This is a genomic window from Pseudomonas frederiksbergensis (assembly GCF_017114915.1).
Classification (GTDB): Bacteria; Pseudomonadota; Gammaproteobacteria; order Pseudomonadales; family Pseudomonadaceae; genus Aquipseudomonas; species Aquipseudomonas frederiksbergensis_I.
The window spans coordinates 15,670-29,366 of sequence record NZ_JAAUOE010000041.1 but is presented as its reverse complement, the minus strand read 5'-3'; the positions used below and the strand labels follow the sequence as shown (position 1 = coordinate 29,366).

Genomic DNA, 13,697 nt, shown 5'->3' with positions numbered 1-13,697 from the left:
AAGGGCGCCCACAGGTATGCTGGTGGCCTGCCGAGGAGATAGAAATGGCCTACGATTTTGACCTGTATGTAATTGGCGCCGGTTCCGGCGGTGTACGGGCTGCGCGGTTTGCGGCCGGTTTTGGCGCGAAAGTCGCCGTGGCCGAGAGCCGCTATCTGGGCGGTACGTGTGTGAACGTCGGCTGCGTGCCGAAAAAATTGCTGGTCTACGGTGCGCACTTCGCCGAAGACTTCGAGCAATCGCAAGGCTTCGGCTGGACCCCGGGCGAGGCGGAGTTCGACTGGGCGACGCTGATCGCCAACAAGGATCGCGAGATCAATCGCCTGAATGGCATCTATCGCAATTTGCTGATCAATAGTGGCGTGACCTTGCATGAAGGGCACGCAAAGATCGTCGACCCGCATCAGGTCGAGATCAATGGCGAGCGTTACACCGCCAAGAACATTCTGATTGCCACTGGTGGCTGGCCGCAGATCCCCCAGATTCCGGGGCACGAGCATGCGATCAGTTCCAACCAGGCGTTCTTCCTTAAAGAGCTGCCCAAGCGCGTTCTGGTGGTCGGTGGTGGTTACATCGCGGTGGAGTTCGCCGGGATTTTCCACGGGCTGGGTGCCGAGACCACGTTGCTGTATCGCGGCGATCTGTTCCTGCGCGGCTTCGACGGTGCAGTGCGCAAACATTTGCAGGAAGAGCTGACCAAGCGCGGCATGAACCTGCAATTCAATGCCGATATCGAGCGCATCGACAAGCAAGCCGATGGCAGCCTGAAGGCCACCCTCAAGGATGGTCGCGAGCTGGAGGCGGACTGCGTGTTCTACGCCACCGGTCGACGTCCGATGCTCGACAACCTGGGGCTGGAAAACACCGGGGTCAAACTCGACAAGAAAGGTTTTGTCGAGGTCGATGAACAGTATCAAACCGCAGAGCCATCGATCCTGGCCCTGGGCGATGTGATCGGGCGAGTACAGCTCACGCCGGTTGCTCTGGCCGAAGGCATGGCCGTGGCGCGGCGTTTGTTCAAGCCTGAGCAATATCGTCCGGTGGATTACAAGATGATCCCGACTGCGGTGTTCAGCTTGCCGAACATCGGCACTGTCGGTCTGACCGAAGAGGAGGCGCGAGAGGCCGGGCACGATGTGGTGATCTTCGAAAGCCGTTTCCGGCCGATGAAGCTGACCCTGACCGAATGCCAGGAACGTACCCTGATGAAGCTCGTGGTAGACGCCAAGACCGACAAGGTCCTGGGCTGCCACATGGTCGGCCCGGACGCCGGCGAGATCGTGCAAGGGTTGGCGATTGCCCTGAAAGCGGGTGCGACCAAACGCGACTTCGACGAAACCATCGGCGTGCATCCGACGGCCGCCGAAGAGTTCGTCACCATGCGAACGCCGGTCGCGGGTTAATCATCCTTCTGCGGCGCTGATGCGTCTGGCCCTGTCGCAACGGCAGCGGCCAGGCGCACGCTTTCATCCAGGTTTGCCTGCAATTTGATCAGTTCGACTTCCAATGCCTTGTTGATGTGCGACTGCTCGTCGATGTTCTGCTTGAGTGACTGGCCTTCCAGAAGGGCAATGCGCAAGCGTTCCTGGAGGAGGGTGCGTTCGCTGTCGATGCGATTGACCTGTTCCAGCAACTGATCCTGGCGGCTGTTGGTGTGCTTGAGTTGTTCCTGCAGCAGGCTCAGTTCCCGCAGCGTTCCACGGTTTTCAGTCAGCAGGCGCTCGTTGTCGCGGTGCAGTTGGGTGATTTCATCCTGACGAACCAGTGCGCTTTGCTGCGCCTGACGCAATTCCATCTGAATCTGTTGCACCTGACCTTCGTGGCGTCGCTGTTCCTGCTCGCGCTGGTCTTTGACGGCGTTGCGGTAGTGTTCCAGCGCTTCGCGGGCGTGCAGGTGTTTTTCTTCCAGTGAGCGGATCTGCTCGTCCTTGTCCTGCAAGCGCAATTCGAAGTCCGCCAGCGCCTGGTTCAGCCCGGCGTTGCGGGTTTGCTCGGTTTGCAGCATCGAGCGGGTGTCATGCAGTTCTGCCGATTCCTGGGTCAGTGCCAGGCTTTGAATTTCGTATTGCTGCTGCAGTTCGGTATTGGCTTCGCGGGCCTCGTGCAGCTGGGTTTCCAATTCTTTTCGTTGTTGCTCGAACTGTGCGCGTGCCTGGTCGATGGGCTCTTGCGCCTGTTCTTTCAGGCGTTGCGCCAGCCGCGCCACCAGGGCTGAAAGCTCATCATCGATCGGTTCGCAAGGTGCTTGCGCGGGTTCGGCGCCGTCATCGAGCTCTTTCAAATAGCGATGGATCGTGGTTTTCGAGCCGGTATTGCCCATTTCAATCCGCACCGCGTCGATGCTCGGGTGTTCGCCCCGGGCGAGGATTGCCGAGCGTGCCGCTTGCACCAGTGCTTTGTTTACGCCGCCACGTGCCATGTGTTCTCCTACGATTTGATACTGTGGTACGTACCACTAATAAGCGCAATGTACCATGAAGCGAATAAAGTTAAAAACCTGTGATTTATCATGCGGGATATACTGGTATTACCCCGTGTGAAGCGCTGTCATTCGGGTTTTCTGCCGCCAACGCGGTACGTTTTCGAGAGCCGAGCCCATGACCGATCTGGATCGCTACCTGCAGGCCGCCACCCGCGATAACACCCGTCGCAGTTATCGGGCGGCCATCGAGCACTTCGAAGTCAGTTGGGGTGGGTTCCTGCCAGCGACCGGCGACAGCGTGGCGCGTTACCTGGTGGCCCACGCTGGCGTGCTGTCGATCAATACCTTGAAGTTGCGCTTGTCGGCGCTGGCGCAGTGGCACAACAGCCAGGGATTTGCCGATCCCACCAAGGCACCCGTGGTGCGCAAAGTGTTCAAGGGCATTCGCGCGCTGCACCCGGCGCAGGAGAAACAGGCCGAGCCGTTGCAGCTGCAGCATCTGGAACAAGTGATTGCCTGGCTGGAACAGGAGGCGCAAACCGCCAAGGCACAGGGCGATCGACCGGGATTGCTGAGAGCCAGGCGCGACACCGCATTGATTCTGCTGGGCTTCTGGCGCGGTTTTCGTAGCGATGAGTTGTGCCGCGTGCAGGTTGAACATGTGCAAGCCAGCGTCGGCTCCGGCATCACCCTCTATCTGCCACGCAGCAAGAGCGACCGCGAGAACCTCGGTCAGACTTACCAGACGCCAGCCTTGCAGCGCCTGTGTCCGGTGCAGGCCTACATCCAGTGGATCACCGAAGCCGCGTTGGTCCGCGGACCAGTGTTTCGGGGCATCGACCGCTGGGGTCATTTGAGTGAGGAGGGCTTGCACGCCAACAGCGTGATCCCGTTGTTGCGCCAGGCACTGGAACGCGCCGGCATCGCGGCCGAGCACTACACCAGTCACTCCTTGCGTCGTGGCTTTGCCACCTGGGCCCATCAGAGCGGTTGGGATTTGAAGTCGTTGATGAATTACGTGGGCTGGAAGGATATGAAGTCCGCCATGCGCTATGTTGAAGCCAGCCCGTTTCTCGGGATGACCCGAATCGCTGAAAAGCCATTGGCGTTGTAGATCACGTTTTCTTCTATTAATACGTTCGGCTAATAGCGAAAACAAATCAGCAGCATCAGGTTTGCCAATGAGCCAACCGGCGATCGGGTGGGTAGGATTCACCCCATCAACTTCTTAACCCCTGACGGAGAGTCACCGATGCCTATCATCAACAGCCAAGTTAAACCGTTCAAAGCCACCGCCTACAAAAACGGCGACTTCGTACAAGTGTCGGACGCTGACCTGAAAGGCAAGTGGTCTGTCGTGTTCTTCTACCCGGCCGACTTCACCTTCGTTTGCCCGACCGAACTGGAAGACCTGGCTGACAACTACGCCGAGTTCCAAAAACTGGGCGTCGAGATCTACAGCGTTTCCACCGATACCCACTTTGCCCACGCTGCCTGGCACAACACTTCGCCAGCCATCGGCAAAATCCAGTACACCATGATCGGCGACCCGACTCATGTCATCTCCCGCAACTTCGACGTGCTGATCGAAGAAGCTGGTCTGGCTGACCGTGGCACCTTCGTGATCAACCCTGAAGGCCAGATCAAAATCGTTGAACTCAACGATGGCGGTGTAGGCCGTGACGCATCCGAGCTGCTGCGCAAAATCAAGGCGGCTCAGTACGTCGCTGCTCACCCAGGCCAGGTTTGCCCAGCCAAGTGGAAAGAAGGCGAGGCCACTCTGGCTCCGTCCCTGGACCTGGTCGGCAAGATCTAAGTCTGTGACGCGCTTCACCAGGGCGGAACTCCGCACCTCTTAAGTAAGCTGCACCGCCCTCAAAAACGCCCGGGCGAGATTCGCTCGGGCGTTTTTTTATGTCTGATCGCTCTCTAATCAAAGCATCTAAGGAAATCGCCCGTATGTTGGACGCCAATCTTAAAGCCCAGTTGAAATCGTACCTGGAACGGGTCACCCAGCCGATCGAGATCGTTGCCTCCCTCGACGACGGTGCGAAATCCCAGGAAATGCTCGCGTTACTCAAAGACGTTGCCAGTCTTTCCACCCAGATTACTTTGCTCGATAACGGTGGCGATGCACGCAAACCATCGTTCTCGATCAATCGCCCGGGTGCCGATATCAGCCTGCGTTTCGCCGGCATCCCGATGGGCCACGAATTCACATCCCTGGTGCTGGCCCTGCTGCAAGTCGGCGGCCACCCATCGAAGGCCAGTGTTGAAGTGATCGAACAGATCCGCTCGCTCAAAGGTGAGTTCAACTTCGAGACTTACTTCTCCCTGTCCTGCCAGAACTGCCCGGACGTGGTCCAGGCGTTGAACCTGATGGCCGTGCTGAACCCGAATATCCGCCACGTCGCCATCGACGGCGCGCTGTTTCAGGCTGAAGTTGACGAACGCCAGATCATGGCCGTGCCCAGTGTTTACCTGAACGGTGTGAACTTCGGCCAGGGCCGCATGGGTCTGGAGGAAATCCTCGCCAAGATCGACACCAGCGGCATCGAGCGTCAGGCCGAGAAGATCAGCGCCAAACAAGCCTTTGACGTGCTGGTCGTCGGCGGTGGCCCGGCCGGTGCTTCGGCGGCGATCTACGCTGCTCGTAAAGGCATTCGCACCGGTGTGGCGGCGGAACGTTTTGGTGGTCAGGTGCTCGACACCATGGCCATCGAGAACTTCATCTCCGTGCAGGAAACCGAAGGGCCGAAACTGGCCGTGGCCCTGGAAGAACACGTCAAGCAGTACGACGTGGACATCATGAACCTGCAACGCGCCGACAAACTGGTGCCGGGCAAAAATGGCGAGCTGCACGAAATCCATTTCGCCAGCGGTGCTTCCTTGAAGGCCAAGACCCTGATTTTGGCGACCGGTGCAAGGTGGCGTGAAATGAACGTGCCGGGTGAGCAGCAATACCGCAACAAGGGCGTGGCGTACTGCCCGCACTGTGACGGTCCACTGTTCAAAGGCAAGCGTGTAGCGGTGATCGGTGGCGGTAACTCCGGCGTCGAAGCGGCCATCGACCTGGCCGGGATCGTGTCACATGTGACCCTGCTGGAGTTCGACGTACAACTGCGCGCCGATGCGGTATTGCAGCGCAAGTTGCACAGCCTGCCGAATGTCACCGTGATTACCAGTGCGCAAACCACTGAAGTGACCGGCGACGGCCAGAAGGTCAACGGTCTGCGCTACAAGGATCGTCAGTCGGATGAGTTGCGCACTGTCGAGCTGGAAGGGATCTTCGTGCAAATCGGTCTGCTGCCCAATACCGATTGGCTCAAAGGCACCATCGAGTTATCGCCACGCGGCGAGATCATCGTCGATGCCCGTGGTGAGACGTCGATCCCCGGTGTGTTCGCGGCCGGTGACGTGACCACCGTGCCGTACAAGCAGATCGTGATTGCGGTGGGCGAGGGCGCCAAGGCCTCCCTGAGTGCATTCGATCACTTGATCCGCACTTCGGCACCGGCATAAACGCCGACGCTGAAAACACAAAACCCCATGAGCGATCATGGGTTTTTTTTGTANCGCTGAAAACACAAAACCCCATGAGCGATCATGGGTTTTTTTTGTAGGTTGATCGTTCCCACGCTCTGCGTGGGAATGCAGCCCGGGACGCTCCGCGTCCCAAAAGCGTGACGCCGAGCATCACAGGAGGCGTTACCACGCAGAGCGTGGGAACGATCAAGGCTGCGATCTTTTTACAACGGTGCCGGCTGAATGATCTCGACCCAGTAACCATCCGGGTCCTTGATGAACGCCAGGCTCTTCATGCGGCCATCGTTCAGGCGTTTCTGGAAATCGCAGCCCAGCGCTTCGAAGCGCTCGCACGCGGCGCGGATGTCCGGCACCGAAATGCAGATATGGCCGAAGCCGCGCGGGTCGGTGTTGCCGTTGTGATAGGCGAAATCCGCGTCGCTCTCGGTGCCATGGTTGTGGGTCAGTTCGAGAATGCCGGGGATCGATTTCATCCATTCGGTACGAGCGCCGGCATCGGTTGGGATCTGTGCTTTATCAACCAGCGCCAGGAAATACAGGCTGAATTCGGCTTCCGGGAAATCGCGTTTCTCCACCAGCGAGAAACCCAGGACGCGGGTGTAGAAATCCAGGGATTTGGTGATGTCCTTGACCCGCAGCATGGTGTGGTTGAAGACGAACTTCTGGGTGGCGGTGTCCGGTTGGGCGGTTACGCCGGGAAAGGTATTGAGTTCGTGCAGGCTCATGGGCCCTCCGGAAAATCTGGGAATGACCGCAATGATACGCAAGGGCTGCGACATCGCCAAACCGAAACCGCAGGCTTGCCTGACAGCCGGGTGAAGCTCAGACTTTGCGCCTCAATTCGTGAGTGTTCATTGCAATGATTCGATTCTTTCTACCGATATTCGTCCTGATGTATCTGCTGTCGGGAGTTGCCAGTGCTCATGCAGAGGCTCCGGTCGTGACCTGGCCAAACGGATGGGCAGTCGAAACCGTTGCGCAGGATGAGGCCAAGTCACAGGTATCTCGCCAGCGCGCGGTTAAAAACGATCAGGGCGGTACACCGGTAATGGTGATGGAGTTGACCATGACTCAAGTGGAAAGCGGTCATCAGGTGAATCTTGAGGGTGTGTTGCTGGAAATGCGCAAGTCAGTGCAGAAGGACTTTTTTCAGGGCGGGTATCAGAGCGTTTGCAGCAAAATTCATGCGACTACCTTGAGCCGGTTATCAGCGCTGGAAACTACCTGCACGATTACCCAAAACGGTCGACATGTGCTGTCTCAAACATTGGTCGCTGCGGTGGACGCCGGTAAGGCCTATGTTCTTTCCTACGCGGGGCAGGCCGAGGTGTATAAGGCAAGTCAGGGCGACATAGAGGCCATTCGAAACAGCTTGAAACTTTAGTTCAAGGTTTCTGTTTCAGCGCCTTTCGGCACGGCGCGCATGTTTAGATAGCCAAACGGATTAAGCACAAAGTTAGTCAGCATGTAACGAGTTGTTCAGCGACGCTCGTCGCCTTTAGAGGGCATCCATGAAAAAGCCCTGCATTGGCAGGGCTTTTTATTACCGTGAGCGCTTAGCCACGCAACCAGGAATCAACGGTGGCTGCGCCGTATTGTTCCTTCCAGGCTTTCAGGCCACGATGGTTGCCACCCTTGGTTTCAATCAGTTCACCGGTGTGCGGGTTCTGATAAACCTTGACCACGCGAGCGCGGCGGGTTTTGGGCGCAGTTGCCTGCAAACCGGATTTTGCCGGGTGTGGATCGAGGATGGCGATGATGTCGCGCAAGCTCTTGCCGTAGGTTTTCATCAGCCCCTGGAGCTTTTCTTCGAATTCGATTTCTTTCTTGAGCCCGGCATCGTTCTTCAGCGATTCCAACTGCTTGAGCTGTTCTTGAAGGGCCTTTTCAGCTGCACGAAATTCAGCGAGTCTGGACAATATCTTTACTCCAATAGTGTGTTTGGCTGATACCAACCGCAAACAAAGCTATAAGCCAAGAGCCTTGAAGCGACTCGGTGATTATTGGCTCACCTGTCGATTCTGCACAGGTATGAAAAATTGTAGTAGTTAATCGGCCAAGAGTAAATCCTGACGTTTTTTCATGTAACAAGAGTAGTCTTTTGATTCAATTTTGTGTCCATCATCGTGATCTCGCCGCTTGAAGTGGTTCGTTAATGACCACTTAATGCACTAATGAATTCCGCGCCGGGCATCGGTCGGCCAAACAGATAACCTTGCAGAAAGTTTACCCCGTGGGCCGTCAGATAATCACTTTGCCCCACGGTTTCCACGCCTTCGGCGACAATGCCCAGATCGAGCTTGGCCGAGAGTTCGATGATGCTGTCCAGAATGTGCCGGGAGAGGGCGTCGACACCGATCATGGCGACAAAACTCTGGTCGATTTTCAGGAAGTCCACATTGAACTGACGCAAGTAACCGAGGCTTGAGTGACCGGTGCCAAAGTCGTCGATGGCGATCATCACACCCAGCGCGTGAAGTTGCTCGAACAGCTGGAGCGTGATGGCTGTCGGCTCGATGAGTTCGCGTTCGGTCAATTCCAGCACCAGGTGGACGCTGCCCGGTGCGAAAGCGCTGAGGAATTGACGGCAGTCCTCGACCAGCTCCAGATCCTGGCAGTGACTGGCGGTGATGTTGATACCAATGTGAAACGGCCCGTCAAAATCGGATGAAAGAGGCGCGAGCAATTTAGCGGTCTGTTGCATCAACGAGCGGGTCATTGGCACGATAAGCCCGGAATGTTCGGCAAACGGGATGAACAGATCAGGGCGCACCAGGCCTTCCTCGGGATGTTTCCAGCGCATTAACACTTCAGCGCCGGACCACTGCTTACTGTCGCCATGCACCACCGGCTGAAAATACGGAATGAACTCCGCGGCCTCCAGTGCACGCTGCATTTCACGGCTGGGCGATGTTGAGCGCTTCTGCAGGACATGCCCGATCGAGCCCGACACCACGCCGAAGAGGATCAGTAGACTGAACAGCGGCGGGTACTCACTGCGCATGTAACGCCAGGTTTCTCCTTCGGGGAAACCGGCGGCCACCGTAAAGGCATGACGTGGCGACGTCAGCACGTTTCGCGCCACCGGCAAGTCGGGCAGGGCATCGTCGTGGACCTTGCCGTCGGCGGATAACCAATAAGGGCCGACTTGCAGCAGCAGTAATGTCTTGCGACCAATCAGGCGCAACACGTTGCTCAGGTGATAACCGTCCAGCGTGGTCAATGCGCCCTGGTTTCCTTCACTGAGTCGATAGACCAGTAATGGGGTATTGGGCGTGACCGGGTTGCCATTCATAAGCCACAACTTGCCCTGCGTGTAGTCGCCGGAATTGACCTTTTCCTGATAGTCGCCGAACAACGAACTGCAATAGAGGTTGTCGGCCCACACAAGGCTGGTCGAGCGCACGAACGGCCGGCGGGTGACTTGTTCGCGCAGGGCCAGCTTGACGTCATTGCAGTTTTGGCCGGCCAGCGGCAGTAGCACTTGCGCCGCCTGGGCGGTGTTGTCGAGCATCAGTTCGAATTGGCGAATGGCTTGTTCGGCAGTCAGTTCAGTACTTTGCCTGAGCGCACGTTCAGCCTGCAGATAAAGAATGACCAACCCCAGCAAAACCGGGAGCAACCCACTCAGAACGGTGACCACGATCCGGGTGCCACGGTTGCGGCGGCTTTTGACGTTCAGTGGCATGCGCGAATGTTTCCCCGGAAAAGTGCAGCCATGATAGTTGGCCGTTGGCACTTATGCCGCCTGGATTGGCGATTTGTTGATTTTCGGCTGCGTACTCGGCTGGGGCATTTACTCGCTGTTTTCCAAAGGTCTGAATCAAACACTGGGGCCGTTGCAGACAGTGACGTATTCGATTTTGCTCGGCACGCTGATGCTGTGCATAACCAGCACCGTGCGGGGCGAGTTGAGTGTCGCGGCGCTCACCGGGCTCGGCGCGCAACAATGGTTGAGCCTGATGTACCTGGGCGTGCTGGGTTCGGCATTGGCCTACATTGATTATTACGACGGTATCCGCAAAATCGGCGCGACGCGATCGGGCGTGTTCATCGCCTTGAACCCGCTGACCGCCGTTCTCCTCGGTGCCTTGTTATTGGGTGAGCAATTGACACTGGCGATGTACCTGGGCGGCGGGCTGATCCTGACGGGGATTTTCCTGTGCAACAAACCGCTTGCGCAGGCCACGAAAAAGGGGATTGTATAAGAAGGCGGACAAACTGATTTACGCTGTGTAGAATCCGGTTACGCATATAAGAATAATCGTCTTCTGGCAGCAGAAGCCTCGCCCGCAAGAGCCTTGGGTCGACAATGAAGATATTTGGGTTCCAATTGATCTACGGTGACTTCCTCGCCCGAAGCGTGAGGGGCATCTCCTGCGCGCCACCCGCCGGTCTCAGCATTGCTAGCAACTAACGATCCGTTAATTCTAAAAGCATGATGAGGCGCCAAAATGGCAGATTTATACGAAAACCCAATGGGCCTGATGGGCTTTGAGTTCATCGAATTCGCATCGCCAACCCCGAACACCCTGGAGCCGATCTTCGAGATCATGGGCTTCACCAAGGTCGCGACCCACCGTTCCAAAGACGTGCACCTGTATCGCCAGGGCTCGATCAACCTGATCCTCAACAATGAACCCCACAGCGTGGCCTCATACTTCGCGGCCGAGCACGGCCCGTCGGTGTGCGGCATGGCGTTCCGGGTCAAGGATTCGCAAAAGGCCTACAAGCGCGCCCTGGAACTCGGCGCCCAGCCGATCCACATCGAGACCGGTCCGATGGAGTTGCACCTGCCGGCGATCAAAGGCATCGGCGGCGCGCCGTTGTACCTGATCGACCGTTTCGGTGAAGGCAGCTCCATCTACGACATCGACTTCGTGTTCATCGAAGGCGTTGACCGCAACCCGGTCGGCGCCGGTCTGAAGATCATTGATCACCTGACCCACAATGTGTATCGCGGTCGCATGGCCTACTGGGCCAACTTCTACGAGAAGCTGTTCAACTTCCGCGAAATCCGTTACTTCGACATCAAAGGCGAATACACCGGCCTGACCTCCAAGGCGATGACCGCGCCGGATGGCATGATTCGCATCCCGCTGAACGAAGAGTCGTCCAAGGGCGCCGGGCAGATCGAAGAGTTCCTGATGCAGTTCAACGGCGAGGGCATCCAGCATGTGGCATTCCTCACCGATAACCTGATCGACACCTGGGACCGCCTGAAAAAAATCGGCATGCGCTTCATGACGCCGCCGCCAGACACCTACTACGAAATGCTCGAAGGCCGTTTGCCGAACCATGGCGAGCCGGTCGATCAACTGCAAGCGCGGGGCATTTTGCTGGACGGCTCGTCGGAGCCGGGTGACAAGCGTCTGCTGCTGCAGATTTTCTCGGAAACCCTGATGGGGCCGGTGTTCTTCGAATTCATTCAGCGTAAAGGCGATGATGGTTTCGGCGAAGGCAACTTCAAGGCGCTGTTCGAGTCCATCGAGCGTGACCAGGTGCGTCGTGGCGTACTCGCCACCGAGTAACCTGAAACAGATGTAAAAAAGCCCGGCCTGCAGTGATGCAGGCCGGGCTTTTTCTTGGGTTTTTACGGGCGCCGTTGGCGCATCAAATGCTTGAATCCTTCGAACACCAGCACCACCACCGCCAGCCAGATCGGGATGTAGGTCAGCCATTCCTCAGGCTTGATGCTTTCGCCGAGCAGCAGCGCCACCCCGAGCAGCAACACCGGCTCCACGTAACTCAACAAACCGAACAGGCTGAACGGCAGCAGCCGGCTGGCAATGATGTACACCACCAGCGCCGAAGCACTGATCAGCCCGAGCAGCGGGATCAGCCACGCCAGCGCCGGGTACTGATCGAACACGTCGAAACCCTGTTCACCGCCGCGCACAAACCAGTACGCCACCGGCAACATCAACGTCATGTCGACCCATAATCCGCCGAGGTTGTCCGCCTTCAGGTATTTGCGCAGAACGAAATACAGTGGGTAACCGACGACCACCACCAGCGTCGCCCAAGAGAATCCGCCGACCTGATACAGCTCATTCAGCACACCGACGCTGGCAAAGAACACCGCGATCTTTTGCAGGTACGACAGGCTTTCACCGTAGGCGATGCGCCCGGTCAGCACCATGGCCAGCGGTAACAGGAAGTAACCCAGCGACACATCGAGGCTATAGCCGTTGAGCGGCGCCCACATGAACAGCCACAACTGCACGCCAAGCAACGCCGCCGAAACGATCAGGCCGCCAATCAGTTTCGGATGTTCGGCAACCCGGCGCAGCAACTCCAGCACACGCCGCCATTCGCCGGAGACCAGCATGAACACGGTCATGCAGGGCACGGTCAGCAGCATCCGCCAGCCAAAGATTTCCAGGCCGCTCAAGGGGGTGAGCAACGAAGTGTAGTAATACATGACGGCAAACAGCGTCGAGGCTGTGACCGATAGAGCGATACCTTTAGCCAAACTGTCCTCGCGGGTTGAAGGTCAAACGGGGCGCGCAGGATACGTGGTTTTTGTGCTGAATATTGGTCGGGTGATCAATATTTTCAACATTGATTGCAACTCAATACCGACCAATAGGAGCGGGCTTGCCCGCGAAGGGGTCGGCACATTCAACATCGATGTCGACTGGCAGACGGCCTTCGCGGGCAAGCCCGCTCCTACAAGAGATGTGTGTCAAGCCGAACGCGGTTTACGCCCCGGCACAAAATGGCTCACGTCATTGAACCCCGGTGTCGACGCATGCCCCGGTGTCACCAGCGAATCGATAAAGGCTTCATCTTCTGCCGTGATCTTCACCGCCAGGGCCTTGGTGTACGCGTCCCACTGTTGTTCAGTGCGGGGGCCGACGATGGCCGAGGTGACGGCGCTGTTATTCAGTACCCAGGCAATCGCAAACTCGACGATGCCCACGCCACGCTCCTGGGTGTATTGCTGGATCTGCTGGGCAATGCGCAGCGACTCCACGCGCCATTCGGTTTCCAGAATGCGTTTGTCCTGGCGCCCGGCGCGGCTGTTGGCGTCCGGTGTCACGTCCGGGGCGTACTTGCCGCTGAGCACGCCGCGCGCCAGCGGGCTGTAAGGCACCACGCCCAAGCCATAGTTTTGCGCGGCGGTGATCTGCTCGGTTTCCACCTGACGGTTGACGATGTTGTACAGCGGCTGGCTGATCACCGGTCTGTCGACACCGAGTTTGTCGGCCACACGAATCACCTCAGCGATGCGCCAACCACGGTAGTTCGACAAACCCCAGTAACGGATCTTGCCCTGGCGGATCAAATCGCCGATGGCCGACACCGTGACTTCCAGCGGCGTGTTGTGGTCTTCGCGGTGCAGGTAATAAATGTCCAGATAGTCCGTGCCGAGCCGGGTCAGGCTGGCCTCCAGACCATTGAACAGATGCTTGCGGCTCAAACCGCTGCGGTTCGGCACACCGTCCACCGGGCCGAAACCGACTTTGGTAGCCAGCACCCATTCCTGGCGGCGACTGGCGATCGCTTCGCCGACGATCTCTTCGGAGCGGCCGTTGGTGTAAACGTCCGCGGTGTCGATGAAATTGATGCCCTGGTCCCAGGCCTTGTCGATGATCCGCCGGGAATCTTCGGTGCTGGTCTGTTCGCCGAACATCATGGTGCCCAATGTGAGGGTCGACACCTGTAAACCCGAATGACCCAGCGTGCGATAACTCATGACGAAATCCTTTTACCGGTGAGAAAG

Annotated in this window: 12 protein-coding genes and 1 pseudogene; 7 read left to right on the top strand and 6 right to left on the bottom strand. The window is 57.7% G+C overall.

Going from position 1 to position 13,697, the window contains the following annotated elements; translation table 11 throughout:
- Positions 1-44: 44 nt before the first annotated feature.
- A complete protein-coding gene (gene gorA / locus HCU66_RS22775; RefSeq protein WP_205890682.1) occupies positions 45-1,403 on the top strand; it encodes a glutathione-disulfide reductase in 1,359 nt (452 codons plus the stop codon).
- Here gorA and HCU66_RS22770 read toward each other — a convergent pair.
- Complete coding sequence (locus HCU66_RS22770) at positions 1,400-2,419, bottom strand: DNA-binding protein (RefSeq protein WP_205890681.1); 1,020 nt, start codon at positions 2,417-2,419, stop codon at positions 1,400-1,402. The two genes, gorA and HCU66_RS22770, sit on opposite strands and share 4 nt — an antisense overlap.
- Before the next feature lie 178 nt (positions 2,420-2,597).
- Here HCU66_RS22770 and HCU66_RS22765 point away from each other — a divergent pair, with 178 nt between their 5' ends.
- The 3 genes from HCU66_RS22765 (at position 2,598) to ahpF (ending at position 5,944) form a co-directional block, all read left to right on the top strand.
- Positions 2,598-3,536 carry a site-specific integrase gene (locus tag HCU66_RS22765; RefSeq protein ID WP_205890680.1) on the top strand — a complete coding sequence of 313 codons (939 nt, stop codon included), beginning with the start codon at positions 2,598-2,600 and terminating at the stop codon, positions 3,534-3,536.
- A 138-nt stretch (positions 3,537-3,674) separates the two neighbouring features.
- Positions 3,675-4,238, top strand: a complete 564-nt coding sequence (gene ahpC / locus HCU66_RS22760) for an alkyl hydroperoxide reductase subunit C (protein WP_095079203.1) — start codon at positions 3,675-3,677, stop codon at positions 4,236-4,238.
- 143 nt (positions 4,239-4,381) lie between these two features.
- A complete protein-coding gene (gene ahpF, locus HCU66_RS22755; RefSeq protein WP_205890679.1) occupies positions 4,382-5,944 on the top strand; it encodes an alkyl hydroperoxide reductase subunit F in 1,563 nt (520 codons plus the stop codon).
- 227 nt (positions 5,945-6,171) lie between these two features.
- On the opposite strand, the gene gloA is transcribed toward ahpF, so the two are convergent.
- A complete protein-coding gene (gene gloA / locus HCU66_RS22750) occupies positions 6,172-6,693 on the bottom strand; it encodes a lactoylglutathione lyase (protein ID WP_205890678.1) in 522 nt (173 codons plus the stop codon).
- A gap of 134 nt (positions 6,694-6,827) precedes the next feature.
- Here gloA and HCU66_RS22745 point away from each other — a divergent pair, with 134 nt between their 5' ends.
- Positions 6,828-7,352 (top strand): DUF4946 domain-containing protein, encoded by a 525-nt coding sequence (locus HCU66_RS22745; protein WP_205890677.1) that lies wholly within the window; start codon positions 6,828-6,830, stop codon positions 7,350-7,352.
- Between the two features lie 172 nt (positions 7,353-7,524).
- On the opposite strand, the gene HCU66_RS22740 is transcribed toward HCU66_RS22745, so the two are convergent.
- Together HCU66_RS22740 and HCU66_RS22735 are read right to left on the bottom strand one after the other, a co-directional pair.
- Positions 7,525-7,887 (bottom strand): histone-like nucleoid-structuring protein, MvaT/MvaU family, encoded by a 363-nt coding sequence (locus tag HCU66_RS22740; protein WP_205890676.1) that lies wholly within the window; start codon positions 7,885-7,887, stop codon positions 7,525-7,527.
- A gap of 233 nt (positions 7,888-8,120) precedes the next feature.
- Positions 8,121-9,656, bottom strand: coding sequence for an EAL domain-containing protein (locus HCU66_RS22735; protein WP_205890675.1), 1,536 nt, complete (start codon positions 9,654-9,656; stop codon positions 8,121-8,123).
- 52 nt (positions 9,657-9,708) lie between these two features.
- On the opposite strand from HCU66_RS22735, the pseudogene HCU66_RS22730 reads away from it, so the two are divergent.
- Positions 9,709-10,176, top strand: a pseudogene (locus HCU66_RS22730) (DMT family transporter); the annotation flags it as partial.
- A 246-nt stretch (positions 10,177-10,422) separates the two neighbouring features.
- The gene (hppD, locus tag HCU66_RS22725) at positions 10,423-11,499 is read left to right on the top strand and encodes a 4-hydroxyphenylpyruvate dioxygenase (RefSeq protein WP_205890674.1); all 1,077 of its coding nucleotides are present in this window, start codon (positions 10,423-10,425) and stop codon (positions 11,497-11,499) included.
- Between the two features lie 62 nt (positions 11,500-11,561).
- Here the strand turns inward: hppD and rarD are convergent, their stop codons facing one another.
- Together rarD and HCU66_RS22715 are read right to left on the bottom strand one after the other, a co-directional pair.
- Positions 11,562-12,443: an EamA family transporter RarD gene (rarD, locus tag HCU66_RS22720; RefSeq protein ID WP_205890673.1), complete on the bottom strand. Its 882-nt coding sequence runs from the start codon at positions 12,441-12,443 to the stop codon at positions 11,562-11,564.
- A 213-nt stretch (positions 12,444-12,656) separates the two neighbouring features.
- Complete coding sequence (locus tag HCU66_RS22715; RefSeq protein WP_205890672.1) at positions 12,657-13,670, bottom strand: aldo/keto reductase; 1,014 nt, start codon at positions 13,668-13,670, stop codon at positions 12,657-12,659.
- Positions 13,671-13,697 lie beyond the last annotated feature (27 nt).

Coding starts and splice junctions, on each gene's coding strand:
- ahpF (WP_205890679.1), top strand. CDS start 4,382: ATGTTGGACGCCAATCTTAAAGCCCAGTTGAAATCGTACCTGGAACGG.
- HCU66_RS22765 (WP_205890680.1), top strand. CDS start 2,598: ATGACCGATCTGGATCGCTACCTGCAGGCCGCCACCCGCGATAACACC.
- HCU66_RS22735 (WP_205890675.1), bottom strand. CDS start 9,656: ATGCCACTGAACGTCAAAAGCCGCCGCAACCGTGGCACCCGGATCGTG.
- HCU66_RS22715 (WP_205890672.1), bottom strand. CDS start 13,670: ATGAGTTATCGCACGCTGGGTCATTCGGGTTTACAGGTGTCGACCCTC.
- HCU66_RS22745 (WP_205890677.1), top strand. CDS start 6,828: ATGATTCGATTCTTTCTACCGATATTCGTCCTGATGTATCTGCTGTCG.
- HCU66_RS22770 (WP_205890681.1), bottom strand. CDS start 2,419: ATGGCACGTGGCGGCGTAAACAAAGCACTGGTGCAAGCGGCACGCTCG.
- gorA (WP_205890682.1), top strand. CDS start 45: ATGGCCTACGATTTTGACCTGTATGTAATTGGCGCCGGTTCCGGCGGT.
- gloA (WP_205890678.1), bottom strand. CDS start 6,693: ATGAGCCTGCACGAACTCAATACCTTTCCCGGCGTAACCGCCCAACCG.
- ahpC (WP_095079203.1), top strand. CDS start 3,675: ATGCCTATCATCAACAGCCAAGTTAAACCGTTCAAAGCCACCGCCTAC.
- hppD (WP_205890674.1), top strand. CDS start 10,423: ATGGCAGATTTATACGAAAACCCAATGGGCCTGATGGGCTTTGAGTTC.